The 25,887-nt window shown below is 70.3% G+C and carries 24 protein-coding genes, 2 rRNA genes and 1 pseudogene (1 of these 27 cut by a window edge); 17 read left to right on the top strand and 10 right to left on the bottom strand.

The genetic code is table 11. The features are described 5' to 3' along the window. From ACNJ93_RS14795 to ACNJ93_RS14770, 6 genes are all read left to right on the top strand, one after another. Positions 1 to 2,525 (top strand): 23S ribosomal RNA (locus ACNJ93_RS14795) (it extends 590 nt beyond the left edge of the window). A gap of 75 nt (positions 2,526 to 2,600) precedes the next feature. Further along, a 5S ribosomal RNA gene (gene rrf, locus ACNJ93_RS14790) occupies positions 2,601 to 2,717 on the top strand. A 55-nt stretch (positions 2,718 to 2,772) separates the two neighbouring features. Continuing rightward, entirely contained in the window at positions 2,773 to 3,609 is an 837-nt protein-coding gene (locus ACNJ93_RS14785) for a hypothetical protein (protein WP_418957883.1), read from the top strand. Between the two features lie 9 nt (positions 3,610 to 3,618). Further along, the gene (locus ACNJ93_RS14780) at positions 3,619 to 4,425 is read left to right on the top strand and encodes a hypothetical protein (protein ID WP_418957882.1); all 807 of its coding nucleotides are present in this window, start codon (positions 3,619 to 3,621) and stop codon (positions 4,423 to 4,425) included. Between the two features lie 89 nt (positions 4,426 to 4,514). Further along, complete coding sequence (locus tag ACNJ93_RS14775; protein ID WP_418957881.1) at positions 4,515 to 5,084, top strand: GNAT family N-acetyltransferase; 570 nt, start codon at positions 4,515 to 4,517, stop codon at positions 5,082 to 5,084. Positions 5,085 to 5,132: 48 nt separating this feature from the next. Continuing rightward, entirely contained in the window at positions 5,133 to 6,674 is a 1,542-nt protein-coding gene (locus ACNJ93_RS14770) for a serine/threonine-protein kinase (protein ID WP_418957880.1), read from the top strand. Between the two features lie 12 nt (positions 6,675 to 6,686). On the opposite strand, the gene ACNJ93_RS14765 is transcribed toward ACNJ93_RS14770, so the two are convergent. The 6 genes from ACNJ93_RS14765 to ACNJ93_RS14740 all read right to left on the bottom strand — a co-directional run bounded on the left by ACNJ93_RS14765 (position 6,687) and on the right by ACNJ93_RS14740 (position 13,892). Continuing rightward, a complete protein-coding gene (locus ACNJ93_RS14765; RefSeq protein ID WP_418957879.1) occupies positions 6,687 to 8,234 on the bottom strand; it encodes a type IV secretory system conjugative DNA transfer family protein in 1,548 nt (515 codons plus the stop codon). A gap of 102 nt (positions 8,235 to 8,336) precedes the next feature. Further along, positions 8,337 to 9,758 carry an ATP-binding protein gene (locus ACNJ93_RS14760; RefSeq protein WP_418957878.1) on the bottom strand — a complete coding sequence of 474 codons (1,422 nt, stop codon included), beginning with the start codon at positions 9,756 to 9,758 and terminating at the stop codon, positions 8,337 to 8,339. A 34-nt stretch (positions 9,759 to 9,792) separates the two neighbouring features. Continuing rightward, positions 9,793 to 11,346 (bottom strand): SCO6880 family protein, encoded by a 1,554-nt coding sequence (locus tag ACNJ93_RS14755; RefSeq protein WP_418957877.1) that lies wholly within the window; start codon positions 11,344 to 11,346, stop codon positions 9,793 to 9,795. After that, complete coding sequence (locus ACNJ93_RS14750) at positions 11,343 to 12,692, bottom strand: hypothetical protein (protein ID WP_418957876.1); 1,350 nt, start codon at positions 12,690 to 12,692, stop codon at positions 11,343 to 11,345. The genes ACNJ93_RS14755 and ACNJ93_RS14750 overlap by 4 nt, the downstream gene beginning before the upstream one ends. Beyond that, positions 12,682 to 13,500 (bottom strand): hypothetical protein, encoded by an 819-nt coding sequence (locus ACNJ93_RS14745; RefSeq protein WP_418957875.1) that lies wholly within the window; start codon positions 13,498 to 13,500, stop codon positions 12,682 to 12,684. Before ACNJ93_RS14745 ends, ACNJ93_RS14750 begins: the two co-directional genes overlap by 11 nt. An 83-nt stretch (positions 13,501 to 13,583) precedes the next feature. After that, positions 13,584 to 13,892, bottom strand: coding sequence for a hypothetical protein (locus ACNJ93_RS14740; protein ID WP_406865364.1), 309 nt, complete (start codon positions 13,890 to 13,892; stop codon positions 13,584 to 13,586). Between the two features lie 453 nt (positions 13,893 to 14,345). Between ACNJ93_RS14740 and ACNJ93_RS14735 the strand changes: the two genes are divergently transcribed. Next, positions 14,346 to 14,690 (top strand): hypothetical protein, encoded by a 345-nt coding sequence (locus tag ACNJ93_RS14735; protein WP_418957874.1) that lies wholly within the window; start codon positions 14,346 to 14,348, stop codon positions 14,688 to 14,690. A 491-nt stretch (positions 14,691 to 15,181) separates the two neighbouring features. On the opposite strand, the gene ACNJ93_RS14730 is transcribed toward ACNJ93_RS14735, so the two are convergent. After that, entirely contained in the window at positions 15,182 to 15,673 is a 492-nt protein-coding gene (locus ACNJ93_RS14730; RefSeq protein ID WP_418957873.1) for a hypothetical protein, read from the bottom strand. A 628-nt stretch (positions 15,674 to 16,301) separates the two neighbouring features. Here ACNJ93_RS14730 and ACNJ93_RS14725 point away from each other — a divergent pair. Together ACNJ93_RS14725 and ACNJ93_RS14720 are read left to right on the top strand one after the other, a co-directional pair. Continuing rightward, a complete protein-coding gene (locus ACNJ93_RS14725; protein ID WP_418957872.1) occupies positions 16,302 to 17,039 on the top strand; it encodes a hypothetical protein in 738 nt (245 codons plus the stop codon). A 172-nt stretch (positions 17,040 to 17,211) separates the two neighbouring features. Further along, positions 17,212 to 17,517 carry a hypothetical protein gene (locus ACNJ93_RS14720; protein WP_418957871.1) on the top strand — a complete coding sequence of 102 codons (306 nt, stop codon included), beginning with the start codon at positions 17,212 to 17,214 and terminating at the stop codon, positions 17,515 to 17,517. Between the two features lie 19 nt (positions 17,518 to 17,536). Here the strand turns inward: ACNJ93_RS14720 and ACNJ93_RS14715 are convergent, their stop codons facing one another. Together ACNJ93_RS14715 and ACNJ93_RS14710 are read right to left on the bottom strand one after the other, a co-directional pair. Beyond that, on the bottom strand, positions 17,537 to 18,214 hold the full coding sequence (locus ACNJ93_RS14715; protein ID WP_418957870.1) for a VOC family protein: 678 nt from the start codon (positions 18,212 to 18,214) through the stop codon (positions 17,537 to 17,539). Between the two features lie 301 nt (positions 18,215 to 18,515). Beyond that, positions 18,516 to 18,629, bottom strand: a pseudogene (locus ACNJ93_RS14710) (DUF397 domain-containing protein); the annotation flags it as partial. A 112-nt stretch (positions 18,630 to 18,741) separates the two neighbouring features. Here ACNJ93_RS14710 and ACNJ93_RS14705 point away from each other — a divergent pair. The 6 genes from ACNJ93_RS14705 (at position 18,742) to ACNJ93_RS14680 (ending at position 23,573) form a co-directional block, all read left to right on the top strand. Then, positions 18,742 to 19,536: an SAM-dependent methyltransferase gene (locus ACNJ93_RS14705; RefSeq protein ID WP_418957869.1), complete on the top strand. Its 795-nt coding sequence runs from the start codon at positions 18,742 to 18,744 to the stop codon at positions 19,534 to 19,536. A gap of 102 nt (positions 19,537 to 19,638) precedes the next feature. Then, positions 19,639 to 20,049, top strand: a complete 411-nt coding sequence (locus tag ACNJ93_RS14700; RefSeq protein WP_418957868.1) for a hypothetical protein — start codon at positions 19,639 to 19,641, stop codon at positions 20,047 to 20,049. 59 nt (positions 20,050 to 20,108) lie between these two features. After that, positions 20,109 to 21,128 (top strand): NlpC/P60 family protein, encoded by a 1,020-nt coding sequence (locus ACNJ93_RS14695; protein ID WP_418961408.1) that lies wholly within the window; start codon positions 20,109 to 20,111, stop codon positions 21,126 to 21,128. Between the two features lie 199 nt (positions 21,129 to 21,327). After that, the gene (locus ACNJ93_RS14690) at positions 21,328 to 22,044 is read left to right on the top strand and encodes a phosphatase PAP2 family protein (RefSeq protein ID WP_418957867.1); all 717 of its coding nucleotides are present in this window, start codon (positions 21,328 to 21,330) and stop codon (positions 22,042 to 22,044) included. Between the two features lie 298 nt (positions 22,045 to 22,342). Next, positions 22,343 to 23,176, top strand: a complete 834-nt coding sequence (locus ACNJ93_RS14685) for a hypothetical protein (RefSeq protein ID WP_418957866.1) — start codon at positions 22,343 to 22,345, stop codon at positions 23,174 to 23,176. 145 nt (positions 23,177 to 23,321) lie between these two features. After that, positions 23,322 to 23,573, top strand: coding sequence for a hypothetical protein (locus ACNJ93_RS14680; protein ID WP_418957865.1), 252 nt, complete (start codon positions 23,322 to 23,324; stop codon positions 23,571 to 23,573). A 35-nt stretch (positions 23,574 to 23,608) separates the two neighbouring features. Here the strand turns inward: ACNJ93_RS14680 and ACNJ93_RS14675 are convergent, their stop codons facing one another. Beyond that, the gene (locus ACNJ93_RS14675) at positions 23,609 to 23,956 is read right to left on the bottom strand and encodes a metal-sensitive transcriptional regulator (protein ID WP_418957864.1); all 348 of its coding nucleotides are present in this window, start codon (positions 23,954 to 23,956) and stop codon (positions 23,609 to 23,611) included. A gap of 193 nt (positions 23,957 to 24,149) precedes the next feature. Between ACNJ93_RS14675 and ACNJ93_RS14670 the strand changes: the two genes are divergently transcribed. Then, the gene (locus ACNJ93_RS14670; protein WP_226728848.1) at positions 24,150 to 24,770 is read left to right on the top strand and encodes a DUF47 domain-containing protein; all 621 of its coding nucleotides are present in this window, start codon (positions 24,150 to 24,152) and stop codon (positions 24,768 to 24,770) included. Positions 24,771 to 24,776: 6 nt separating this feature from the next. Then, positions 24,777 to 25,775 (top strand): inorganic phosphate transporter, encoded by a 999-nt coding sequence (locus ACNJ93_RS14665; RefSeq protein WP_418957863.1) that lies wholly within the window; start codon positions 24,777 to 24,779, stop codon positions 25,773 to 25,775. Positions 25,776 to 25,887: the final 112 nt, after the last annotated feature.

Raw genomic sequence — 25,887 nt, 5'->3', positions numbered from 1 at the left:
AGTACCTGAAACCGTGTGCCTACAAGCCGTGGGAGCGTCGGGATCTTCGGATCCTCGTGACTGCGTGCCTTTTGAAGAATGAGCCTGCGAGTTTGCGGTGCGTTGCGAGGTTAACCCGTGTGGGGAAGCCGTAGCGAAAGCGAGTCCGAACAGGGCGATTCAGTAGCGCGCTCAAGACCCGAAGCGGAGTGATCTAGCCATGGGCAGGTTGAAGCGGAGGTAAGACTTCGTGGAGGACCGAACCCACCAGGGTTGAAAACCTGGGGGATGACCTGTGGTTAGGGGTGAAAGGCCAATCAAACTCCGTGATAGCTGGTTCTCCCCGAAATGCATTTAGGTGCAGCGTCGTGTGTTTCTTGCCGGAGGTAGAGCACTGGATAGGCGATGGGCCCTACCGGGTTACTGACCTTAGCCAAACTCCGAATGCCGGTAAGTGAGAGCGCGGCAGTGAGACTGTGGGGGATAAGCTCCATGGTCGAGAGGGAAACAGCCCAGAGCATCGACTAAGGCCCCTAAGCGTACGCTAAGTGGGAAAGGATGTGGAGTCGCAGAGACAACCAGGAGGTTGGCTTAGAAGCAGCCACCCTTGAAAGAGTGCGTAATAGCTCACTGGTCAAGTGATTCCGCGCCGACAATGTAGCGGGGCTCAAGCGTACCGCCGAAGTCGTGTCATTGCAGCAACAGGGCCAACGCCCGCTGTGATGGGTAGGGGAGCGTCGTGTGCCGGGTGAAGCAGCCGCGGAAGCGAGTTGTGGACGGTTCACGAGTGAGAATGCAGGCATGAGTAGCGATACACACGTGAGAAACGTGTGCGCCGATTGACTAAGGGTTCCTGGGTCAAGCTGATCTGCCCAGGGTAAGTCGGGACCTAAGGCGAGGCCGACAGGCGTAGTCGATGGACAACCGGTTGATATTCCGGTACCCGCTTTGAAACGCCCAATATCGAATCAGACGATGCTAAGTCCGTGAAGCCGCCCCGGAGCCTTCGGGCAAAGGGGAGTGGTGGAGCCGACGAACCAGATCTGTAGTAGGTAAGCGATGGGGTGACGCAGGAAGGTAGTCCAGCCCGGGCGGTGGTTGTCCCGGGGTAAGGGTGTAGGGCGTTGTCCAGGCAAATCCGGACAGCACATAGCCTGAGACCTGATGCCGAGCCGATTGTGGTGAAGTGGATGATCCTATGCTGTCGAGAAAAGCCTCTAGCGAGTTTCATGGCGGCCCGTACCCTAAACCGACTCAGGTGGTCAGGTAGAGAATACCGAGGCGTTCGGGTGAACTATGGTTAAGGAACTCGGCAAAATGCCCCCGTAACTTCGGGAGAAGGGGGGCCACACCTGGTGATCGGATTTACTCCGTGAGCTGGGGGTGGCCGCAGAGACCAGCGAGAAGCGACTGTTTACTAAAAACACAGGTCCGTGCGAAGCCGTAAGGCGATGTATACGGACTGACGCCTGCCCGGTGCTGGAACGTTAAGGGGACCGGTTAGCTGACTTTCGGGTCGGCGAAGCTGAGAACTTAAGCGCCAGTAAACGGCGGTGGTAACTATAACCATCCTAAGGTAGCGAAATTCCTTGTCGGGTAAGTTCCGACCTGCACGAATGGCGTAACGACTTCTCGACTGTCTCAACCATAGGCCCGGTGAAATTGCACTACGAGTAAAGATGCTCGTTTCGCGCAGCAGGACGGAAAGACCCCGGGACCTTTACTACAGTTTGATATTGGTGTTCGGTTCGGCTTGTGTAGGATAGGTGGGAGACTTTGAAGCAGCCACGCCAGTGGTTGTGGAGTCGCCGTTGAAATACCACTCTGGTCGTGCTGGATGTCTAACCTGGGTCCGTGATCCGGATCAGGGACAGTGTCTGATGGGTAGTTTAACTGGGGCGGTTGCCTCCCAAAGGGTAACGGAGGCGCCCAAAGGTTCCCTCAGCCTGGTTGGCAATCAGGTGTTGAGTGTAAGTGCACAAGGGAGCTTGACTGTGAGACCGACGGGTCGAGCAGGGACGAAAGTCGGGACTAGTGATCCGGCGGTGGCTTGTGGAAGCGCCGTCGCTCAACGGATAAAAGGTACCCCGGGGATAACAGGCTGATCTTCCCCAAGAGTCCATATCGACGGGATGGTTTGGCACCTCGATGTCGGCTCGTCGCATCCTGGGGCTGGAGTCGGTCCCAAGGGTTGGGCTGTTCGCCCATTAAAGCGGTACGCGAGCTGGGTTTAGAACGTCGTGAGACAGTTCGGTCCCTATCCGCTGTGCGCGTAGGAATATTGAGAAGGGCTGTCCCTAGTACGAGAGGACCGGGACGGACGAACCTCTGGTGTGCCAGTTGTCCTGCCAAGGGCATGGCTGGTTGGCTACGTTCGGGAGGGATAACCGCTGAAAGCATCTAAGCGGGAAGCCTGCTTCGAGATGAGTATTCCCACCTCCTTGAGAGGGTAAGGCTCCCAGTAGACGACTGGGTTGATAGGCCGGATGTGGAAGCCCAGTAATGGGTGGAGCTGACCGGTACTAATAGGCCGAGGGCTTGTCCTCAGTTGCTCGCGTCCACTGTGTTAGTTCTGAAGTAACGAACTCGCCATCGCCGGCTTGAGTTCAACTTCATAGTGTTTCGGTGGTCATAGCGTTAGGGAAACGCCCGGTTACATTCCGAACCCGGAAGCTAAGCCTTTCAGCGCCGATGGTACTGCAGGGGGGACCCTGTGGGAGAGTAGGACGCCGCCGAACAATTCTTCGCCTCAACCCCTGGACCTGGTCCGGGGGTTGAGGCATTTTTGCGTTCATGTGCGTTTCCACCGCGCCGGCGGAGTTCACCGGCACCACCTTGTACGCGGGACGGCAGACCCATCCCGAGCACGGGCTGATCCACGTCCTGGGCTATCAGAACACCGCCGTGAATCACGCCGACGGACCGAACGCGATGCTGCTGCATCTGCCGGCCGTGGGAATGACACCGCAGAATTTCGTGTCCGTGGGACAGCACGCCGACATCCTCAGCCGCATGGTCGAGGCCGTCCGGCCCCCGGTCGCTTCCGACGAGGCCGACGACGGCATGGCGTGGATGGGATACGACGAACCGCCCGCCGTGCACGTCTTCGAGCACGACGTCTACACCGTCGTCCTGGCCCAGGACCCCACCCTCGTCCCCGCCGCCCTCGCACAGGTCCCGTTCCACAAGCGCCCGGTGCTGTCGCCGGAGCTGTTCGCGTTCTACGCCGAGCACTACCCCGACCACGCCATCGCCGTCTGCTGCTTCGACAACGCCCAGGCCCGGCACGCCAAGCCCCTGCTCGTCTGGTACGAGCCCCTCGACGCCGACGAGTTGTGGCTCCCGGCCCTCGACTGCCACACCGGCTCCGCCCCCGACCTCGACGCCCGCGTCCCGACCGACCACTGGCTCCTCTTCGGCAGCGACGAGGCGCCCGCGGACTGGGGCGTGCCCGTCTCGTACGGGCCCAAGCTGCGGCACGCGCTGGAGCGGTACCTGCCGGGGCGGGTGGTCGGCACGTACTGCGACGAGCCGCTGCCCAACGGGGACTTCGTCCTCCGGCACGACGACCTGCTCGCGGGCAGGCTCGACGCCGTCCGCCGGGTCGGGCCCGCGGCGAGCCGCCCCTAGGATCCCCGCATGCAGAACCACGCCGACCGGCCCTCCACCGAGGACATCCTCGCCGCCGTTCCCGGGCTCGCCCCGTACGCCCGTCCCGCGACGGTGTTCCTGCCCGAGAAGGGGGAGCCGGGGGTGCGGGAGAGTTCCGTCGGCGGGCCTCTGCTCTGGCCGGCGGACGAGCCCTGGCCGTGCTGCTCGTACGGCGACGAGCAGGGCGGCCCCGGGGAGCTCGACGCCTCGGCCATGGTTCCGGCCGTGCAGGTCTTCAAGGAGGACGCCCCGGGGCCGTGGTGGCCCGACGGGGTGGACGTCTTCCAGTTGCTGTGGTGTCCCAACGCGCATCTCGATCCGCCGCCGCCGCACGAGGACGCCTCGCCCGTGGTCGAGGTGCGGTGGCGGCGGGCGGCGGACGCCGTCGACGTGCTCGTCGAGCCGCCGGCGCCGGTGCGGCAGGAGGACGAGGACTACGGGTTCTCGCCGCGGGCCTGCACGCTCACGCCGGTCCCCCTCGTCGACTTCCCGTCCACGTACGAGCTGCCCGACGCGCTCGTGCCGGCCGTCGAGGCGCTCGTGGCGCGGACCGGGGACGAGGGCTCGGACGTCGTCACGCGGGTGGCCGGGTTCAAGTTCGGCGGCTGGCCGTCGTGGGGGATCACGGATCCGTACGAGTGCCGGTGCGACACCTGCGGCAGCGTCATGCGGCTGCTGTTCACCGTCGCCAGCCATGACGTCGCCCGGATCACCGTGGGGCGATGGGGTGACCTGCGCGTGTTCGCCTGCCCCGAGGACGTCATGGGGCACGGGTACTGGTTCGACGTCCAGTAGGCCGGTGCGGGCGTCCAGGGCGGGGGCGCGTACGGGCCGTCGCGGAAATGGGTTTGTCGGCGTGTGCGCCCGCCGGTGAGGATCGGCGGATGAACGACTACCTCATCCGCACCGTCCGCGCCGACGAGTGGCGACAGGCCCGTGCGATACGGCTCGACGCGCTGCGCGATCCCGCCGCCCCGATCGCCTTCCTCGACACGTACGAGGCGGCCGTCGACCGGCCCGACGAGGGCTGGCAGGAGTGGTCCGGCCGGGTGGCCGAAGGCAGTACGAGCGGGCGGCAGTTCGTCGCCGAGGCTCCCGACGGCAGCTGGGCGGGCACGATCACCGTGCTCGTCGAGCGGCCCTCGGACGAGGTGCGGTTCGGCGAGCCGGCGAAGGCCGACCAGACGCACATCGTCGGCGTGTACGTCCGCCCGGAGGCCCGGGGCGCGGACAAGGGCGTGACCGAGGCGCTGTTCCGGGCCGGCGTGGAGTGGTCGTGGTCGCTGCCGGAGCCGGTGATCCAGCGGGTGCGGCTGTACGTCCACCAGGACAACGAGCGTGCCGCGGCCTTCTACCGGCGCTTCGGGTTCGTGGCCACGGGGGAGAGGGTGGCGATGCCGGGGACGGACGGTGTGTGGGAGCTCGAGCACGAGATCCGGCGGCCGGCCGCCTGAGGTGGTTGACTGGTCCCCGAGTGCGGTGGCGGGTCGAACTCGGGCGCCGTGGAGGAGTTGAGGCCGGAGGATCCGGCGGCGATCGGACCGTACCGGCTGTCCGCGCGCCTGGGGGCGGGCGGGATGGGTCGGGTGTACCTGGGCCGGTCGGCCGCCGGGCGGCGGGTCGCGGTCAAGGTCGTACGTCCGGAGTACGCGGCCGATCCGGGGTTCCGGCAGCGGTTCCGCCGTGAGGTGGAGGCGGCCCGCGCGGTCGGCGGCTTCTGGACGGCGCCGGTGGTGGACGCGGACCCGGAGGCGGAGGCGCCGTGGGTGGCGAGCGCGTACATCGAGGCGCCGGACCTGGGCCGGCTCGTCGAGACGCGCGGGCCGCTGGGGGAGCCGGAGCTGCGGCACCTGGCGGCCGGGCTCGCCGAGGCGCTGGAGGCGGTGCACCGGGCCGGGCTCGTGCACCGGGACCTGAAGCCCTCGAACGTGCTCGTCACGTCGGACGGACCCCGGGTCATCGACTTCGGCATCTCCAAGGCCCTGGAGGGGGCGACGCAGCTGACCGGCTCCGGAACGGTGGTCGGCACGCCCGCGTTCATGTCGCCGGAGCAGGCGACCGGGGAGGCGGTGGGTGCGCCGAGCGACGTGTTCGCGCTCGGCTCGGTGCTGGTGTTCGCCGCGACGGGGGAGGGGCCGTTCGGGACGGGCAGCGCCCCGGCGCTGCTGTACCGGGTGGTCCACGACGCGCCGCGCCTCGACGGGGTTCCGGAGGGGCTGCGCGGGGTGCTGGGGGCGTGCCTCGCCAAGGACCCGGCCGCGCGGCCGACGCCGGCGGAGCTGTTGGGGCTGCTGGGTGTGGGGGCGGACATGGACCTGGACGCGGGCGTGGACGGTGGCGAGCCGAGGGAGCCTCTGCGGTCGTCGGAGGGCCGGGGTGCGGCGCGTACCGCCGTGGCGACGGCTCTCGCGTCACCCACCCCCGCGCCGCCGGAGCCGTCGCCCGCCGCGCGGACGGAGGTGCCCCCGCAGCCCGCCCCCAGGGGCGGTGACCGGCAGCGGGTGGAGATCCGGGCACGGCTCGCCCGGCGGCCCGGTGACAGGATAAGCGGCTGGGGATACCAGGCATTTGGGCTGGTGGCTGCCATGTCCGGGCTGGCCGGCGTTTCCAGCTGGCATTCGGACGTACTGCCCTACCTGGTTATCGCCTGTGGGCTCGGCCTCATCGCGTACGGGTACCTCGAGGGCGAGACGGGCCCCCTGCCGGAGACCGCGCTGTGGGTGAACGGCTGGGGGCTGGGCTTCGCCTTCCGCAAGGCGTCCTGGAACACGCCGTGGGGCGATGTCGCCGAGGTGGCTATGGAGCTGCGGCCCGGCAAGGACGACCAGGTGGTGTGCGTCGTGCTTGTCGTACCGCAACCGGGCAGGCCCCTGCCGAAGGTGTTCCGCGAGCGAGGCCACGCCGGTACGGCCGTAACGGCGGTGCCGTTCCAGAACCGGGACGCCGCCCGTCCTCAGGTCACGCGTCTCGACGCGGCGCTGCACCGTCACGCGGCGGGGAAGTACCGCCGCGACCCGTCCCTGGCCGCGCTCGTCGACTTCTGAGCCGCTGATACGTCAGAGCTGGGGCAGCGGCTGGGTCCAGCGGGAGCGGGCCTGTTCCTGGGAGCGGAGGAGGGCCACCGTGGGGAGGCCCCGGTCGTGGCCGTCGGTCAGGAGGTCCGGGAGCTGCGGCAGGGGGGCCACCGCGGCGACGTCGTCGAGGACGAGCGTCAGTGGTGGGTCGAGCCGACCGTCGGATGACCGTGCGGCCATGCGGCGGCCGTGCTCGACCACGCTTGCGGTGAGGGCCGTGAGCAGCGGCATCGCGCCGGGGCGGGTACGGGGGTCCTCGATCGGTTCACCCACCACGTAAAGGGTGCCCCCTTCGCGTACGAATGATTCCAGGACGAGCGCATCGGCTCGGTTCGGCGTGCAGGCGTCCCGGATGTGCACCGACGACAGCGCGGACAGCGCCCGTGCCGTCAGTTCCTGCGCGACGTCGCGGCGTTCGGCGTGCGCGGTCAACTGTGCCTCCAGCAGGCCCGCGTAGCCGCTCGCCGCCTTCGGGTGGGTACGCAGGATGCGTACCGCCTCGTGGGCGCCCGTGCCCTGCGCCCAGCGGTGCAGCTGCTTGAACGGCCGGCCGTCCACCGCGGCGGCGTGCAGCCAGCAGCGCAGGAGCGTTTCCGCGGTCTCCGCCACCGCCGCGTCGAGCCGCGACGGCGGCCGTACGGGCGCGAGCAGCGCGGCCGCGCGTTCCTGCGCCGTGGCCGGGTCCTCGCAGCCGCTGATGGGCGCCCAGTGGAGCCGGGCGGGGGTGTCGCAGAGGTGCCCGGGGTCGTAGAGGAGGACCGGGCCGAGCTTCGCCCGCGCGTCCTTCGTGTCGTCCCAGAGGCTCGTGTCGGACGTGACGACGAGCGCGGCGCCCTCCGCCTCCTGCACCGCCCGCAGCGCTGCCGGCCGCCGCGCCGCCGCCGCACCGTAGACCAGGCGGGGCGCGCGGGGAGCGGGGAGGAGGGGGGCGGGGACGGCTTCGTACGGGGCGTCGGGGACGGGAGTGGGGGTGGGTGCCGGTGCCGGTGCCGGCGCTGCGGGCTGTGCCTCCGGGGCGGGGGCGGGTTCCGCAGCGCGTACGGGTTCCGGCTCGCGTGCGGGCTCCGGGGCGCGGACGAGTTTCTCGTCGCGTACCGGCGCGGGCTCCGCGTCCCGTACGCGCTCCGGCGCCGGGGTTCCCGCGCCGGTCTTCGTGGCCGCCCGTGCGCGGACCGCTCTCCAGCGGGCCACCGTGCCCAGGGCGAAGACGCCCAGGACCGTGGCGAGCATCAGCTCGCCGATCAGCAGGCCCCAGAAGAGGCCGTAGCCCGAGAGCTGGCCCGGCGGGGTCGTCGGCCAGGCCGCCGCCAGGTCGCGCGGGTCGCCCAGGAGGGCGCGGGCGGCCAGCGGGGTACGGGTGAAGGTGACCCCGTCCGGCCAGGCGCCGTGGGCGAACAGGCCGGCGAGGCCCGTCGCCGTCCAGATCAGGACCGTGAGCGCGACCAGGAAGCCCAGCAGGGCGACCAGCAGGCCGTCCGGGATCCCGCCGCCCTCGCGCCGTTCGACGTTCCGTTCTCCGCGCCGTTCCACCGCCACCGCCGTACCGTCCCGTGCCGTCCCCGTCTGCCTGTCCCGGCGCCGGTTCGCCTGCCCCTGCGCCGTTCGCGCGCCCCCGCGCCGTCCGTCGCTCGTCTACGCCACCGTCGACTCGGAGGACTCGCCGAGTTCCGCCCGCTGCTGCTGTTCGATCAGCGCGGCCCGGCGTTCCGCCTCCCACTCCGCCGCGCGGACGTCCTCGGGGAGTTCGAGCGGGGAGGACTCCGTCATGGCCCGGTCCGTGTAGACCAGGGGCCGTTCGGCCTCGGTGATCAGGTGCTTGACCACCTGCACGTTGCCGTTGACGTCCCAGACGGCGATGCCCGGGGTGAGCGTCGGGATGATCTCGACCGCCCAGCGGGGCAGGCCGAGGACCCGGCCGGTGGCCCGTGCCTCGTCCGCCTTCTGGGCGTAGATGGTCCGGGTGGAGGCCATCTTCAGGATCGCCGCGGCCTCCTTCGCCGCCGCGCCGTCCACCACGTCGGAGAGGTGGTGGACGACGGCGACGAAGGACAGGCCGAGCCGCCGCCCGAACTTGAGCAGCCGCTGGAACAGCTGCGCCACGAACGGGCTGTTGATGATGTGCCAGGCCTCCTCGACCAGGAAGATGCGCTTCTTCCGGTCGGGGCGGATCCAGGTGTGCTCCAGCCACACGCCGACGATCGCCATCAGGATCGGCATCGCGATCGAGTTGCGGTCGATGTGCGAGAGGTCGAAGACGATCAGCGGCGCGTCGAGGTCGATGCCGACGGTCGTCGGCCCGTCGAACATGCCGCGCAGGTCGCCGTCGACGAGCCGGTCCAGGACGAGGGCGACGTCGAGGCCCCAGGCCCGTACGTCGTCTATGTCGACGTTCATCGCCTCTGCCGACTCGGCCTCGGGGTGGCGGAGTTGCTCGACGATGTCGGTGAGGATCGGCTGCCGGTCGGTGATGTGCTCGTTGACGTACGCGTGCGCCACCTTCAGCGCGAAGCCGGAGCGCTCGTCGAGGCCGTGGCCCATCGCGACCTCGATGATCGTCCGGAGCAGCGCGAGCTGGCCGGTGGTGGTGATCGACGGGTCGAGCGGGTTGAGCCGGATGCCGTCGTCGACGGCGACCATCGGGTCGAGCCGGATCGGCGTTATCCCCAGCTCCTGGGCGATCAGGTTCCATTCGCCGACGCCGTCCTCGCCCTGGGCGTCGAGCACGACGACCTGCCGGTCGCGGAAGCGGAGCTGGCGGAGCACGTACGTCTTCTCCAGCGCCGACTTGCCGTTGCCGGACTCGCCGAGGACGAGCCAGTGGGGCGCGGGCAGCTGCTGGCCGTACAGCTGGAAGGGGTCGTAGATGTAGCCCTTGCCGCTGTACACCTCGCGTCCGATGATCACGCCCGAGTCGCCGAGGCCGGGTGCGGCGGTCGGCAGGTAGACGGCCTGGGCCTGCCCGGTGGACGTCCGTACCGGCAGCCGGGTCGTCTCGACCTTGCCGAAGAGGAACGAGGTGAAGGCTTCGGTGAGGACGGACAGCGGATCTCGCATCAGGATCAGGGCCCCTATCAGCGCTAGGCCGCGCTCAGCGGCGGATGCCGGTCGCGAACGGCAAGGTGTTCACAAAGGCCCGGTGGTGCTCGCGGTCGCACCACTCCAGCTTCAGATACGACTTGCCGGCGGAGGCCCTGATCGTGCGCTTGTCCCTGGCCAGGGCCTCGGGGGAACGCGACGACACAGTGATGTACCCGACGAGGTTGACTCCTGCCGCGCCGCTGGCGAGATCTTCACCCCGCTGGTCGAGCCGGCCGTGCGCGGCGATGTCGCGCGGGTCGACGGTGCGGTTCATCTTGGCGGCGCGGTTGGCCTCGGCCTCGTCGTTCGTCTTCTCGGTGAGCATCCGCTCGATGGCGACCTCGGTGGGTTCGAGGTCCATGGTGACGGCGACGGTGCGGATGACGTCGGGGGTGTGGACGAGCAGCGGGGCCAGGAAGTTGACGCCGACGGGCGTCATCGGCCACTCCTTCACCCAGGCCGTGGCGTGGCACCAGGGGGCGCGGGTGGAGGACTCACGGGTCTTGGCCTGGAGGTACGTCGGTTCGACGGCGTCCAGTTCGGCGGGCCAAGCGTTTCGTTTCGTCATCGCCTGGATGTGGTCGATGGGGTGGTCAGGGTCGTACATGGAGTGCACGAGGGACGCGAGGCGGGACTGGCCGAGGGGCTGGCGGACGCGGATGTCGGCCTCGGCGAGCCGGGCGCAGATGTCGGTGAGTTCGCGGGCCATGACGACGGCGAGGCCGGCGTCCTGGTCGAGCTTCCTCGCGCCGGTGGCCTGGCGGGCGGCGCGGGCCATGGCGTTGGCCTCGGCGGCGAGTTCGCGGGTGTAGTGCATGCACGCGACGAGGTAGGCGCGGTGCTGCTCGCTGGACGTGGACACCATGGACTGCAGCTGCTCGTAGGACTGCTGGAGCCAGGCGGGGGCGTTCGGGTCGCCGCGCTGGGCGACGTCCTTGGCGTGGGCGTCCGGGTCGGCGGGCAGGGTGCGGGCCAGCATCTGGAGGCGGGTGACGAAGCCGTCGCCGTTGGCGACGTGCTTGAGGAGGGTGCCGAAGCGGTCGACCAGGGCCTCCTGGTCCTCGCTGTCGCGCAGGCCGACGCCGGGGCCCTCGATCTCGATGGCGGCGGTGACGGTGCGGCGGTCGGCGTGGAGCAGGACGGCGATCTCGTCGGGGCCGAAGGGCGCGGAGAGCCAGTTGATGCGGCCGATGCCGGGCGGGGGCCCGATCTCGACCTCGCGTCCGTCGAGGCGGGTGCCGGCCTCGACGGCGCCGGAGCGGTAGGCGGTGCCCTGCTTGAGGATGCGCTTGTAGCTGCGGTTGATCTCGAACCACTTGTAGAAGGTGCGGCGCTTGTACGGGACGTACACGGCGGCGAGCGCCAGCATCGGGAAGCCGGTGAGGAGCACGATGCGCAGGGACAGGACGGGGACCAGCAGCCCGCTCATCATGCCGAGGAACGCGCCCGCGATGATCAGCGCGATCTCGCCGGTCTCGCGGTTCTTGCCGACGATCGCGTTCGGCCGGGCGCGGCCGATGAGATACGTGCGGCGGGGCGCGACCGAGTGGGACTGGGTCGTCAACGCCCTCCACCTCCTGTGCTTCCGGTGCTGTTGCTACTGCGGTTGCTGTGCGGGGTGCCCGCGGTCGGGGCGGTGCCGCCGCTGCTGCGGCGGGGTGGCGGCGGGGGTGCGGCGGAGGGGACAGATCCGCCGCCGCCCCCGCGGCTGCTGTGGGCGGCGACGCCGCCGGTGAGGGGGTTGGCGGGGCGGGTGTTGCCGGCGTTTCCGCTGTTGTTGCCGCCGCCGTTGTCGCGGGTGCTGTGGGTCTTGATGCCCTGGGAGACGAGGGAGGCGGGGGAGGAGATGACCGCGGCGGCGGCGTTCTCGCCGGCGCGGTGGAGGCGGTTGTTGCGGGAGGCGACGATCTCGTCGCCGAAGCCCGGGACGAAGCGGTAGATCATCGCGGAGGCGAAGATCGCAAGCAGGATGATGGCGAGGCCGGAGACGACGGCGGAGAACGCGTCGGGGCCGGTGCCGGAGGAGAGCGCGCCGGCGAGGCCGAGCACGATGACGATGACCGGTTTGACCAGGATCACCGCGATCATGATGCCGGCCCAGCGGCGGACGTGGCCCCACATGTTCTTGTCGACGAGGCCGGAGTAGACGACGACGCCGAGGAGGGCGCCGACGTAGAGCAGGACGGCGCGGAGGAACAGCTCGAGGAACAGCACGCCCGCGGCGAGGACGGTCACCAGGGACACGATGATCAGCATGATCGGCCCGCCGCCGATGCTGTCGCCCTTCTGCAGGGCCTGCTTGAAGCTGCCGAAGAAGACGTCGGTCTGCTGGTTGGTGCCGGACGCGATCACTTCGGTGACGGCGTCGGTGGCGGAGACGACGGTGTAGAGGATCAGCGGCGTGAACGCGGAGGCCAGGACGGTGAGCCAGAGGAACCCGACGGCCTCGGAGATGGCGGTGGTCAGCGGCACGCCGCGGATGGCCCGCTTGGCGACGGCGAGCAGCCAGAGGAGGAGCGTGAGGAAGGTGGCGGCGGCGAAGACGACGGCGTAGCGGGCGAGGAAGGCGGGGTTGGTGAAGTCGACGTCGGCCGTCTCTTTGACGGCCTTCGCCAACGCGTCCACGATCGCCACGGCGGCGTCGGCGCATCCCCGGGCGAGGGAGGTGAGGGGGTCGAGGGCGGAGGTGGGGTCGGGGGCCGTGGTGGTGCCGCGGCCGGGTTGGCCGTTTTCGCAGTACTCGCGTGCAGGTCCGGCGATGAGCGCGCATGGATCGTTGCTGGCGCCCGGGGACGGGGTGGGCGTCGGGCTGGGGGCCGCGGCAGCCCTCGAAGCGAGAGAGAACGCGGCGACCTGGACAGTGACCAGAGCGGCGAGAGCGGAGCGGGTACGCCGCGGGCTAGCGGGCATACGTGAACCCCCCGAATTCCTTGACCGCGTCGGCGATCTCCTCGGACCCGGACACCGGGTTGTCTCCGGTCACGGGCGTCGGACCCGTCTTCTGGCTGGTGGACACGACCTTCCAGTCGGAGTCGGTCCACTGCAGCTTGAAGCTCACGGTGAACCAGCTGCTCGTCACGGGCTTCGTGGACTGCTCACCCGTGAGGCCGAACAGGCCGACGCACCAGACGTCGATCTCCGCCGTGTCGCCGCCGAACTTCTTCACCTTCGCCCCGGTCGGGACCGTGCGGTTCACGAACGTCGCGCCGGCGGGTGCACTGCCGTCGGCGTTGAGCCCGATCTGAGAGAGGAATGCCTGCGAGTAGTCCGCGTCGAAGCCGGACTTCAGGGTCTCCATCGCGCTCGGGTGCGCGAGTGAACGCACGATCTCGTGGCGGCGCTCCGTGTTGAACATGCCGTCAGAGCCGAGCGCCACCGCGTAGTTCGCCGCCGCGCTCTGCGCGCCCTGTTCGTCCTTCGCCCAGCCCTTGCCCACCGGGCTCACGCCCGTGGCGGAGGTCGGGGCGGCGGCGCCGGGGTTCTTGGCGTTCGGGGTCGCGGCTCCGTCCGCCTCCCCGTTGCCCCGGTTGGCGAAGGCGATCGCGGCGATCAGGAGGACCACCACGCCCACCACCGTGATCAGCGAGCGCGAACCGCGCCCCGCGGGGCGGCGCCCGCCGTACGGGTCGCCGGTGGCGCCCTCCGGGAGGCGCGTACGCGTCTGGCCCGCGCCGCCCACACCGCCCTCGTAGCCGTCGTTCTGGTCGCCGAGGCTCATGCCGGGTACGCCCCCTCAACCCTTCGCGGGTTCGACAGTGGTCGTGCTGCTCTCACGGTGCGGTGACTGGACATCAGGGGCGGTCAGACAGCCATTCCGTACACGATGGTGAACAGCGTCCCCAGCGACCCGATGATGAAGACGCCGGTCAGGCCCGCCACGATGAGGCCCTTGCCCTGTTCGGCGCTGAACGTGTCCCGGAGGGCGGTCGCACCGATGCGCTGCTTGGCCGCGCCCCAGATCGCGATGCCGAGGCAGATCAGGATGGCCACCGCCATCACGACCTCGATCATCACACGCGCCTCGTTGCCCAGGCTTCCGAAAGGCCCCCAGTTGGGAGCGATTCCGCCGATGATGGTGGTGATGTCGCCCTTCTCGGCCGCCAGGTACATGTAACTCACCGCCCCTATTGGGTAGTTCGTCGCCCCTGCCGGATGGCATGGGTCATCGCCCTATCTTCGCTGATGAAACCGCCCGCGTGTGACGGCTTGGCCGCTCTCTTTACCCGATCCCCGCACATTTGACCGAGCCCGGTGCGCTGACCTGCGGTGGCGCGGGCTGGTTGTATGCGAAGACGCGTATCGTCACTCTGTGTATCACGCAGGGTGACTCCGGGCAATCACTGTCGTTGTTACACCTCAGGGCGTGTGCACGCCCGGGAGAGGCCTTCGAGGGGGCATTCGGCGCCGGCGTCCGGCGGCGGTTTTCGGAAGGGGCGGGCGGTGGAAACCGGGTGGTGGCGGAAAGGTGATTCTTGTGGGGCTCGGACCTCTCGCGAGAACTTGGCCGTGCGCTCGACTGGTTGAGCGCGTGACGACCGAGCACCACGACCGAGGGGGAAAATCATGCGCAAGATCGCGACGGCTGCCGCAGGGCTGTCTCTCGCCCTGGGGGCCGGACTCGCCACGGCACCTGCCGCGCATGCGGCGACGCCTTGTCCCAGTGGCGCAGTCTGCATCCGCGAGACCGACGGCTCGATCCTGAGCAGGAACATCTTCTACAGCTACGGCTACCACAACCTGTCGAACGTCACCGGCTACCGCGTCATCGTCAACAACCAGACCGGCGGAGCGGGCTTCCAGGTCTGCTACGAGTACAACGGCGGCAACTGCTCCGACGTCGCCCGCGACACCGGCGAGTACGCGCCGTACAACATGACGCCGATCGACTCCGTGGTCCTCGTCCGGTAGGTGTTCCGTACCGGGATGCTCTGGTGCGTGCGGCCGTCGCTTCGTCGGGAGCGGCGGCCGCACGTGCGTCGGGGCGTTGGGGTGTCGGGGTGTCGGGGCTGGGTTCTCGGGGCGGAGGTCGCTCGTGGGCTTCTGGTGCGGCCGCCCTCTTTCCGAGTGTGGCCCCCGGAGCCGGGCCGTCAAGGGCGCTCCTTGCGTCGCGTCGCTTCGCGATTCCGCTGTCGCTCCACCCTTGACGGCCCGACTCCGGGGGCCTTTTCCCACTCGGAGGGCGGCCGGGGGGTGGGGGTCCGCGCAGGGGGCCTCCGACACTCCGGCGCCGTGGGCGGCCGCCGGCCCGGTGGACGGTGTTGCGCGGCAGTGGAGTGGGGTGCCCATTGCCGTCTCGGCGGCCTGACGGCCGTCGCGGGGTGCGGTGCATGCCTCGCTGGTCATTGCCGGTGGGGGGCCGGGAGTGCGTGCGGGCAGGCGGTGTGGGCGAGTGCGGGGCGTCAGTCTTGTTGCCGCTGGGGGGACGGCCAGGTGGCACGCTGGGGCTGGCCGGCGGGACGGAGGTCGACCAGATCGAAGCCGTACTCGTGGCGGACGAGATGTCGGACCTGGCCCTGGACCGAGTCCCGTACGAATCCGACCCAGCCCACCGTCGTGCCGTACTGCAGCAGCCACGTGACCACGTCCATCGTCACCCCGAAGTCGTCCTCGTGGACGCAGGTCCGGACGGTCAGGGCCCACGGTGCGCTGCCGTCCCGACTCGGCTTGTCGAGCGCACGGACCAGCAGGGAGACATCGGCCCCGTCGAACCCTGGGCTCGCCGCCCCACCGGCGAAGGCCTGCCAGGGACCGCCCCACGACTCCCAGTCCGTCGCATGCAACTCCGCGGGCCTGTCACCTTCTCCCAGGAGCCATCTCAGTTCCAGAAGCACCGGCTCGGGCAGGTCCGGCACCAGGTCCACGGCCAGGAACAGGTCGTAGTAGTCACTCATGCCGGGGACCCTAAGGCCAGCGGGGGGAGAGGCGGAGGGCGACTTTTCGGTGCCACTAACGCGGGGAGTTGTGGCTCCTGAGTCACACGGGTTTTGTTGCGTCACTTCCGTACCCCGACAGGGCCTTGAGAGCACAGAAAAGTTTGGGGGAGGCTCCCTTCCCCGGTCCGGGGTGCGGCTGCTGGGGTGGGTGTGGCGTGAGGGGTGGCCTCCCTGCCCCACCGGGCAGTGACCAGCGGGGCATGAAGCGCTCCCCGCGACGGCCCCCATGTCGCCGAGACGGCAATGGGCACCCCACTCCACTGCCGCGCCCCCAGCCACCCACCCAGCCCGACAGCCGCCCACGCACGCCAGGAACAAAGCGCGCCCCTGCGCGGACCCCCGCCCCCGGCCGCCCTCCGAGTGTGAAAAGGCGGGCGGAAGGGGTGGGTCAAGGGTGGAGCGACAGCGGAATCGCGAAGCGACGCGACGAAGGAGCGCCCTTGACGCGCCCCTTCCGCCCGCCACACTCGGAAAGAGGGCGGCCGCACCAGAAGCCCACCGGAAACCTCCGCCCCGAGAACCTCACCCCGGCTGCGAAGATCGTCCGTCGCACGACGACGAACGACGAAGCACGGGGTGAACGGACTTGAAGTACTGCAGCACGGGAGTACGAGCGACCGCGCTTGTGGCGCTGGCGGTGTTCGCCGCCGCCTGCGGGGGCGGTGGCTCCGGCTCGGCAGACCGCGAGCCGCCGGCCACGGGCGGTACGACCTCCGCCCCGGGCCGTGCGTCGGGCGGCTCCCCGACGGGCAAGCAGTCCGGCAGCGGCAAGGAGTCCGGCAGCGGCGGCGAGGAATCCGGCAACGGCGGGTCCGGCTTCGCGACCGTCTTCGACACCGAGGCGCGCTTCGTGCAGGCGTTTCCGGCGCCGTCGGCCATGGCGGGGTGGACGCCGGACGGGGGGTCCGTGGACCTCGACGAGGCGCCCGCCGGTCCGGCCGAGTGCCTTCCCGCGGCGGAGAAGCACTGGGACTGTCTCGCCACCGCCGACGGCAAGGCCGAGTACGAGGCGTTCGGCGAGGAGGTGGACTTCGAGCTCTACGCCTACCCGGACCGCAAGACCGCCCAGGCGGCCTGCCGCCACGAAAAGGCGTGGTCGAAGGGCTACGCGAAGGCGCAGGTGGGCGCCGTCCCCGGTGCCGAGGGCCACGCGTACTACCGCAACGTCGGTGGCGAGGACGGCCTCTACGTCGCCCTCTGCCTCGGTACGGTCATCGCCGAGGTGACCCTGGCCGGCCCGAACGGCGATCTGGACCCCAAGTCGGCTCACATTTTCTCCCGGATGTTCGTCGAGAACATCAGGAAGGCCGCCGCGGCGCCCTGAGGGCGTCGGGGGCGGGGGTGGCGCGACCCGGCCGTGGAAGGTCGGGATCGCGCCATGCATCGGCACGGCTCTTTCGTGCCGCCTGCCCCGGGTGGTCCTCTTGCGCCTGGCTCGACATCGTCACACAAGCAACATCAACCACTCACGCAACATTCACAGGGGAGGAAAGACCATGTTCACGCGCAAGCTCACCCCCGTCTCCGCCGCCGCGGTGGCCCTCGGCTCCACCCTGCTCCTCGCGCCCGCCGCTTCCGCCGCCTCCGCCGCGCCCGCCGAGGCGACCGCGACCTGCCGGACGGTCAAGGACAGCGCCCGGTTCGGGGCCTCCTGCTTCGACGCCGGCCTCTACCGGGCCGTGGCCCGGTGCGCCGACGGCAGCACCGTGGCCGGTCCCTGGGTCCGCGACCAGTCGTGGTCGTACGCCTACTGCAGCAGCGTCGGCTCCACGGTGCTCGGCGGTTACGTCCAGACGGCCTGATCGCCCGACCGGCCCCCGCTCAGCCGCCCGTCGTGCCCACGCACGCCTCGTTGCCCTCCGGGTCCGCCAGGACCCAGTGGCCCGGGGCGTGCTCGGCCGACACCAGGGTGCCCCCGGCCGCGAGCGCCGCGGCGATACGGGCCTCCGCCCGGTCGTGGGGCACCCACACGTCCACGTGCACCCGGTTGCGCTGCGGGCGCGGCGCGTCCATCTGCTGGAAGTAGAACGGCGCGCCGCGGCCCTGCGGGTCGACCAGGTCCTCCGGGCTGCCGGCCCGGTCCTCGTAGCCGAGCAGTGCCCGCCAGAACGGCGTCACCTTCCCGGCGTCCAGCGCGTCGACCGTGACCTGCACGGTCTGTACGGCCGACGGGTCCGGCCGCGCCCCCAGCTCGCGCGCGAGGGCGGAGATGCGGCGCGCCAGTCCGATGTACTGCCGCGTCAGCCCGTAGTAGTCCTCGGTCAGCGTGATCAGACGGACCGTCACGCCCTCCCGCCGCAGGTCGACGTCCGGGCCCTCGCCGATCCGCGCGCCCAGCTCCGCCACGAACCGGGCTCCCGCCGCGAACGAGCCCGTGCGGAAGTACGCGCACGCCCCCTCGCCCAGGACTCGCCAGTCCTCCGTCCCGGCGGCCTCGTGGAACTGCCGTGGCCGGATCCGTACGAGGTCGTCCCCGAGGTCGTCCCCGACGGGGTCCACCAGGGGGTCCACGAGGTGGTCGAAGTCGCCGTTCCGCGCGCCCCGGGCGAAGGCATCCCCACGCCGCCCGCGTCGTCGTCACCACCGACTCCGAGCCCGACTCCGAGCCCGACCCCGAGCCCGACCCCGGCTGCCCACCTGGCTCCCCCTCCACGTCCCGCAGGCTCACCACGTCCCCCGGCCCCTCCACCACCCCGACCCCCTCCACTCCCTCCACTCCCTCAGCCCCCGCCCCGCCCGCCCGAAGGGCGTCCAAAAGCGCGCGGAAGCGGGCGCGGGTCGTGGTCAGCACCGCACCGGCCGGGGCGTCGGAGGCGGTGAGGAGCAGCCGGCCGTCGTCGGCGGGGGCGACGAGGACGCAGGCGGCGTCCTCGTCGCAGAAGGACGACTTCTGCCAGGTCTTCGTGGTCGTCATCGGGTTCCTCTCGCACAGCGACGGTTTCCGGTCCGTGGACGGCGCATGAACAGCCGCGGCCAAGGTACGCACCCGACACGGGAGTTGGCAGCTCGCGCGTTACGTTGGCGGGGTGACGGACATCGAATCGCGGATCGACACCACCAGGCCCCACACCGCCCGCATCTGGAACTACTGGACCGGCGGCAAGGACAACTACCCGGTCGACCGTGAGGCCGGCGACCGGATCCGGGAGCTGCACCCCGGGATCGGGGAGTACGCCAAGGCCGACCGGCTGTTCCTCGGGCGGGCCGTCCGGCACCTGGCCGCCGAGGCCGGCATCCGGCAGTTCCTGGACATCGGGACCGGGCTGCCGAGCGCCGACAACACGCACGAGGTCGCGCAGCGCGTCGCGCCCGAGTCCCGTGTCGTGTACGTGGACAACGACCCCCTGGTCCTCGCCCACGCCCGCGCGCTGCTCGTCGGCACGCCCGAGGGGCGCACCGACTACCTGGACGCCGATCTGCGGGACGTCGACGGCATCCTCGCCGCCGCCTCGAAGACGCTCGATCTGTCCCAGCCCGTCGCGCTGATGCTGCTCGGCGTCGTGATCTTCATCGAGGACGACAAGGAGTCGTACGCGGTCGTCCGCCGGCTGATGGACGCCCTCGCGCCCGGCAGTCACCTCGTCCTGTCCCACACGGTCACGCACCCCGGGATGCCGGACGTCGACGCGGCGGTGGCGTTCTGGAACGAGCACGGGACCCCGAAGCTCACGCAGCGGACGCCGGCGCAGATCGCCCGGTACTTCGACGGCCTGGAGCTGCTGGAGCCGGGCGTCGTCTCCTGCTCGGCGTGGCGGCCGGAGTCGCCGGCGGCCGATGTGGCGATGTACGCGGGCGTGGGGCGGAAGCAGGCCCCCCGGTAGGCCCTCCAGCAGGCCCCCCAGCAGGCCCTGAGTACCTCCCGGCCCGCCGTCTGAGTACCCGTACCGACGCGCCGTGCCCCCGTTCCGCGGTGTCATGGCGGCATGACGACGAAGCAGTGGGACGCCGTGTACGCCCGGGCGCAGTGGGCGGCGCAGCGCAGGGCGCCGCGGCGGCCGGAGGAGCGGGACGCGCAGGCGTGGACGCCGTCGCTGGCGGTGGGGGCGGTGGCGCTCGCCGGGTTCGGGCTCGTCCAGCTGGTGTACGGCTTCTCGGCGATGGCCACGGATTCCTGCGGGCCCGACCACTGCCCGCCGGGCGTCGCGTGGCCGCTGACGGCGATGTCGCTGGGGTACTTCGGGATCTTCGTGCTGACCCCGCTCGCGATGCTCGCCGCGCTGGCGCTGCCGTGGCGGATCCGGTGGCGGCGGGCCCGGATCGTGGTGGCCTCCGTGGGGCTGTTGCCGCATCTGACGGTCATTCTGAGCCTCGTCGCGCTTCTGGCCTTCGGCTGACCCTCCTGCCCGCCTATTCTGGGCGGGATGGACTGCCAAGACCCTAGGGGTGGTTGACGGTGCGTAGGGCGTGGGTCGTCGCCGGTGTCTCGATCGGCGCCTGCCTGAGCTTCGTCGCTCTCCTTCTGGTCGGCACGTACTCGGCCGCCGCCGGGCTGATCGGCGGCGCGGGCGGCGGCAAGAACGGGACGGTGGCGCTGGCGAAGGGCGCGGTGCCGGCGGCGTACCAGGCGCTGGTGCAGCGGTGGGGGAATCTCTGCCCGGCGATCAATCCGGCGCTGCTGGCCGCGCAGCTGTACCAGGAGAGCGGCTGGAACCCGCGGATCGTCAGCCCGGCCAACGCGCAGGGCATCGCGCAGTTCATCCCGGGCACGTGGGCCTCGCACGGCATCGACGGCGACAAGGACGGGGACCGGGACGTCTGGGACCCGAACGACGCGATCCCGAGCGCGGCGTCGTACGACTGCGAGCTGGCGGGGTACGTGAAGAACGTGCCCGGCGATCCGACGAACAACATGCTGGCGGCGTACAACGCGGGCGCCTATCGGGTCATCAAGTCGGGCGGGGTGCCGCGGATCCGCGAGACGCAGAACTACGTGCGCATCATCCGGGAGCTGGAGAAGAGCTTCGCCCGGCCGGTGGGCCGGATCGAGCCGTCCCGGCAGGCCGCCGGCGCGATCTACTTCGCGCAGCAGAAGCTGGGCACGCCGTATCTGTGGGGCGGCAACGGCACGCCGGAGCAGGGCGGCCGGTTCGACTGCTCGGGGCTGACGCAGGCCGCGTACCGGACGGTGGACATCGAGCTGCCGCGCGTGGCCAACGACCAGTACAACGCGGGTCCGCATCCGTCGCGGGACGAACTCCTTCCGGGGGACCTGGTCTTCTTCTCGGACGATCTGAGCAATTCCCGGGCCATCCGGCACGTGGGGCTGTACGTGGGCGGCGGATACATGATCAACGCGCCGTACACTGGGGCCGTCATCCGGTTCGACAAGATCGACACGCCGGACTACTTCGGCGCGACGCGGGTCACCAAGGACGGGGCCGCGGCGCTGCCGACGGGTCTGCCCCGCGCGTGACGCGGGTTCGGGCCCGCGGTGCGGGACTCTCCGTGAGGCGCGCCCCTGAGCTGCGACGACACATCACTCTTCGATAACGTCGCGGTGATCTTTCGGGGGACGGTGGAACGTCTGAGCGGAGCGCCTCGTTCCCTGTTCTGACCGACCGTATCCGAATCCGACCTCGGGGGCCGGACTACAAGGCAAGGGGCCGCAGCAGATGGCTGGACTCGCATCGGACGGTTCGAACCCCGATGTCAGCCTGCTCTTCGACATCAACGGGCTCGCGAGGTCCGCACCCCCGTGGTTCGACCGGGTCATGGAGTTCACCGGCGAGTGGGGCATCATGCTCGCGATGGTCCTGGTGGGCCTGGGCTGCTGGTGGAGCCTGCGTCGCCGCGGTTCGCTCGCGGACTCGGTCTCCGGGCTCGCCGGGCTGATCTGGGCGCCGCTCGCCGCCGGCGTCGCCCTGCTGGTGAACATCCCCATCCGCGGTTTCGTCGAGCGGCCCCGCCCGTTCCGGGACCACGAGGGGCTGGAGGTGCTGATCGGCGGGAAGACGGACTACTCGTTCGTCAGCGATCACGCCACCCTGGCCATGGCCCTGGGGGTCGGACTCTTCGTGGCGCACCGGAAGTTCGGCGTCGCCGGGATCGCCCTGGCGCTCGCCGAGGGCTTCTGCCGCGTGTACATGGGCGTGCACTACCCGAGCGACGTCATCGGCGGTTTCGCGCTGGGCACGGCCGTGGCGCTGCTGCTGGCCCCGCTGGCGCTGGCGCTGCTGACCCCGCTGGTCTCGGCCGTGGCCCGGTCGGGCGCCGCCGGGCGGCTCGTGCGCTCCCGTGGGGCGGACCGCCGGGCCGTCGCCGGGACGGTCGGCATCCCCGAGCCCCGTACGGAGGGGCCGGGCAGCGGGGAGAACGGCCTGGCGGCCTGAGGGGCCGCCCCCGGTCTCAGAGCCGGTCGGGGGCCATCAGAGGCTGATTGCTGTGCGGCGGCGCCACGTGCGCCGCCGCGTCCGTTCGCGCCCGTTCCCGTGATCTGCGGGCCGGTCCCGTCCAGCCGCAGCTGCAGCGGGCGAGCGCGAAGGAGCCGCGTTCCGTAGTGGTCGTCTCATGGCGGGGCTGGTCCTGCACGTCTCCACGGTACTGCGCGTGACGGCGACCCCAGGCCGTCGTTAGGACGGCTGGGTGGGTTCGGGCAATCCGCAGGACCGCGTTGGGGGTTGGCAGGCGATGACAGAGCAGCAGCACAGGCTCAGGAGCGCGGCGCTGGCCGTCGCCGCGGTGGTCGGGGCGTCGGTCCTCGGCGGTTCGCTCAGCGGCTGCGCGGACGGCCGTGCCGACGCGCGCACCGGGGAGGTGGACCCCGTGCGGGCGGTACGGGACGCCTCGGCGGCGCTGTCCCGGGCCGGTACGTCGAAGGCCCGGACGTCGATGGAGATGGCGGCGGGCGGCACCCGGGTGACGATCCGCGGCGAGGGTGCGTACGACTTCCGGCAGCGGGTCGGCCGGCTGAAGGTGGTGCTGCCGCAGGACGCCTCCGGGGCGGAGGAGCACCGGCCGATCATCGAGCTGCTCGCGCCCGGCGCGCTGTACATGAAGAACCGCGGCGCGGGGGTGCCGGCCGACAAGTGGGTGCGGATCGACACCCACGAGCTGGTCGACGGCAACCTCGTCACCGGCGGGGCGACCGACCCGGCCGCCGCCGTCGAGCTGCTGCGCGGGGCGTCGGAGGTGCGGTACGTGGGCGAGGCCGAGCTGGCGGGGGTGAAGGTGCGGCACTACCGGGGCACCACGGACCTCGCGCGGGCCGCGAAAGTGGCTTCGCCGCAGGTCAGGGGGGCGCTGGCGGCCGCGGCGAAAGGGTTCGCCAGGGACGAGGTCCCGTTCGACGCGTACCTGGACGAGGAGGGGCGGCTGCGGAAGGTGCGGCACCGGTTCAGTTATCCGAGCCAGGGGCGTACGGTCGCGGTCGCGTCGACGACGCTGCTGTACGGCTTCGGCTCGCCGGTCGAGGTGCGGCTGCCGCACGCGCGGGACATCTACGCCGGGCGGATCGAAGCCTGAGGCACGTGCCGGGGCGGCGAGCCGGGCGGGACTTTCCGGGCCTCCCCAGGGGGCCAGGGCGCAAATGGTCCGGACGTGCCATGCGCGGTGCGTGTCGTGCTCCCTACGCTAGGAGACCGCACCGCAGGCCGGCAGGAAGAGGTGAATGCGCGTGGCTCCGCCCCCTTCGACCATAGTCCTGGACCACGATCACATCGCCCTCGCCGAGATCGAGCTGTGCGGCGAGCTCATGATCGCGGCCTCCGCCGCGGACGGGGAGCGGCTCAGCGCGGACCGGATCGACGAGGTCCTGCGCGTGGTCCCCGACCGCGTCGCTCCCGATCGCGTGGTCCCCGACCGGGTGGTCCCCGGTCGCGTCTCCGCGTGCCGCGCCCTCGCCCGGGATGGCCGGATCTAGCCGTCCCCGGCCGTGTCGGGCGCCCGCGGCGCGCCTCAGGTGCGCATCATGCGGGCGATGGCCTTGGTGGCCTCCTCGACCTTCGCCTCGATCTCGTCGCCGCCGGTGCGGGCCGCGTCGGCCACACAGTGCCGCAGGTGCTCCTCGAGGAGCTGCAGCGCGAAGGACTGCAGGGCCTTGGTGGAGGCGGACACCTGCGTGAGTATGTCGATGCAGTAGACGTCCTCGTCCACCATGCGCTGGAGGCCGCGGATCTGGCCCTCGATCCGGCGCAGCCGCTTGAGGTGCTCGTCCTTCTGCTTGTGGTAGCCGTGCACTCCGTGGGCGTGGTCGGTGGGCTCGACGGCCTCGGGGGTGACCTGGTCCGCCTCGGTGGTCGTCATCGCGTCCTCCCGCTGTCCAGAAAGGGGGGGTATACCCCTCGTGGGTATATGGTACCGGGCCTGGCGAAAAGCGGCCGGGGTCCCGTACAGATCACTGTGCCTGATGGGCGACACTGAAAGACGCCGGTTAGCCGTGGCCGGATGATGCGCCTAGCATCAGCCTGACCGAAACCCAGCACCCCGAGGACCCCTTGTGCGCTTTCGTCTGACCCCCAGGGAGACGAGCTTCTACGACATGTTCGCCGCGTCCGCGGACAACATCGTCACGGGCTCGAAGCTCCTGATGGAACTGCTCGGTGCGGAGTCCTCCGCCCGGGCCGAGATCGCGGAGCGGATGCGGGCAGCGGAGCACGCGGGCGACGACGCCACCCACGCGATCTTCCACCAGCTGAACTCCTCGTTCATCACGCCGTTCGACCGCGAGGACATCTACTCCCTCGCGTCGTCCCTCGACGACATCATGGACTTCATGGAGGAGGCCGTCGACCTGGTCGTCCTCTACAACATCGAGGAACTGCCCAAGGGCGTCGAGCAGCAGATCGAGGTGCTGGCCCGGGCGGCGGAGCTGACCGCCGAGGCCATGCCGCACCTGCGGACGATGGACAACCTCACGGAGTACTGGATCGAGGTCAACCGGCTCGAGAACCAGGCCGACCAGATCCACCGGAAGCTGCTCGCCCACCTCTTCAACGGCAAGTACGACGCCATCGAGGTGCTCAAGCTGAAGCAGATCGTCGATGTGCTGGAGGAGGCGGCCGACGCCTTCGAGCACGTGGCGAACACCGTGGAGACCATCGCGGTCAAGGAGTCCTGAGGCGTCGTGGACACCTTTGCTCTGGTCGTGACCATCGGTGTCGCGCTCGGCTTCACGTATACGAACGGCTTCCACGACTCGGCCAACGCGATCGCGACCTCGGTCTCGACGCGGGCGCTGACCCCGCGGGCGGCCCTGGCGATGGCGGCGGTGATGAACCTCGCCGGCGCCTTCATGGGCAGCGGGGTCGCCAAGACCGTCAGCGAGGGCATCATCCAGACGCCCGAGGGCAGCAAGGGGATGGGCATCCTCTTCGCGGCGCTGGTCGGCGCGATCGTGTGGAACATGGTCACCTGGTACTTCGGCCTGCCCTCGTCCTCGTCTCATGCGCTGTTCGGCGGCATGGTGGGCGCGGCGCTGGCCGGCGGGATCGACGTGATCTGGTCGGGTGTGGTCGAGAAGATCGTCATCCCGATGTTCATCTCGCCGTTCGTCGGTCTGATCCTCGGCTACCTGGTCATGTGCGTGATCCTGTGGCTCTTCCGCAAGGCCAACCCGCACAAGGCGAAGCGCGGCTTCCGTATCGCCCAGACGGTCTCGGCGGCGGGCATGGCGCTCGGCCACGGCCTGCAGGACGCGCAGAAGACCATGGGCATCGTGGTGATGGCCCTGGTGATCGCGGACGTCGAGCAGGCGGGCGACGAGATCCCGGTGTGGGTGAAGATCGCCTGTGCGGTGATGCTGTCGCTGGGCACGTACGCGGGCGGCTGGCGGATCATGCGGACGCTGGGCCGGCGGATCATCGAGCTGGACCCGCCGCAGGGTTTCGCGGCGGAGACGACGGCGGCGTCGGTGATGTACACGGCGTCCTTCATGTTCCACGCGCCGATCTCGACGACGCACGTGATCACCTCGGCGATCATGGGCGTCGGCGCGACCAAGCGGGTGAACGCGGTGCGCTGGGGCGTCGCCAAGAACATCGTGCTCGGCTGGTTCATCACCATGCCGGCGGCGGCGCTGGTGGCGGCGGCGAGCTATTTCGTGGTGAAGCTGTTCTTCGGCTAGCGACGCCGGTCCGGGCCGCGGTCCGGGGAACGCAAGTGGGCCCGGTTCCCCTGTGGGGGAGCCGGGCCCTCGTCCTGCGGTGGCACCGCCATGCAGCACCGCAGGACGGCCA

This window comes from Streptomyces tritici (genome assembly GCF_048500665.1).
In the GTDB taxonomy this organism is placed as follows: domain Bacteria; phylum Actinomycetota; class Actinomycetes; order Streptomycetales; family Streptomycetaceae; genus Streptomyces; species Streptomyces tritici.
This window is presented reverse-complemented; position numbering and strand designations above follow the sequence as displayed.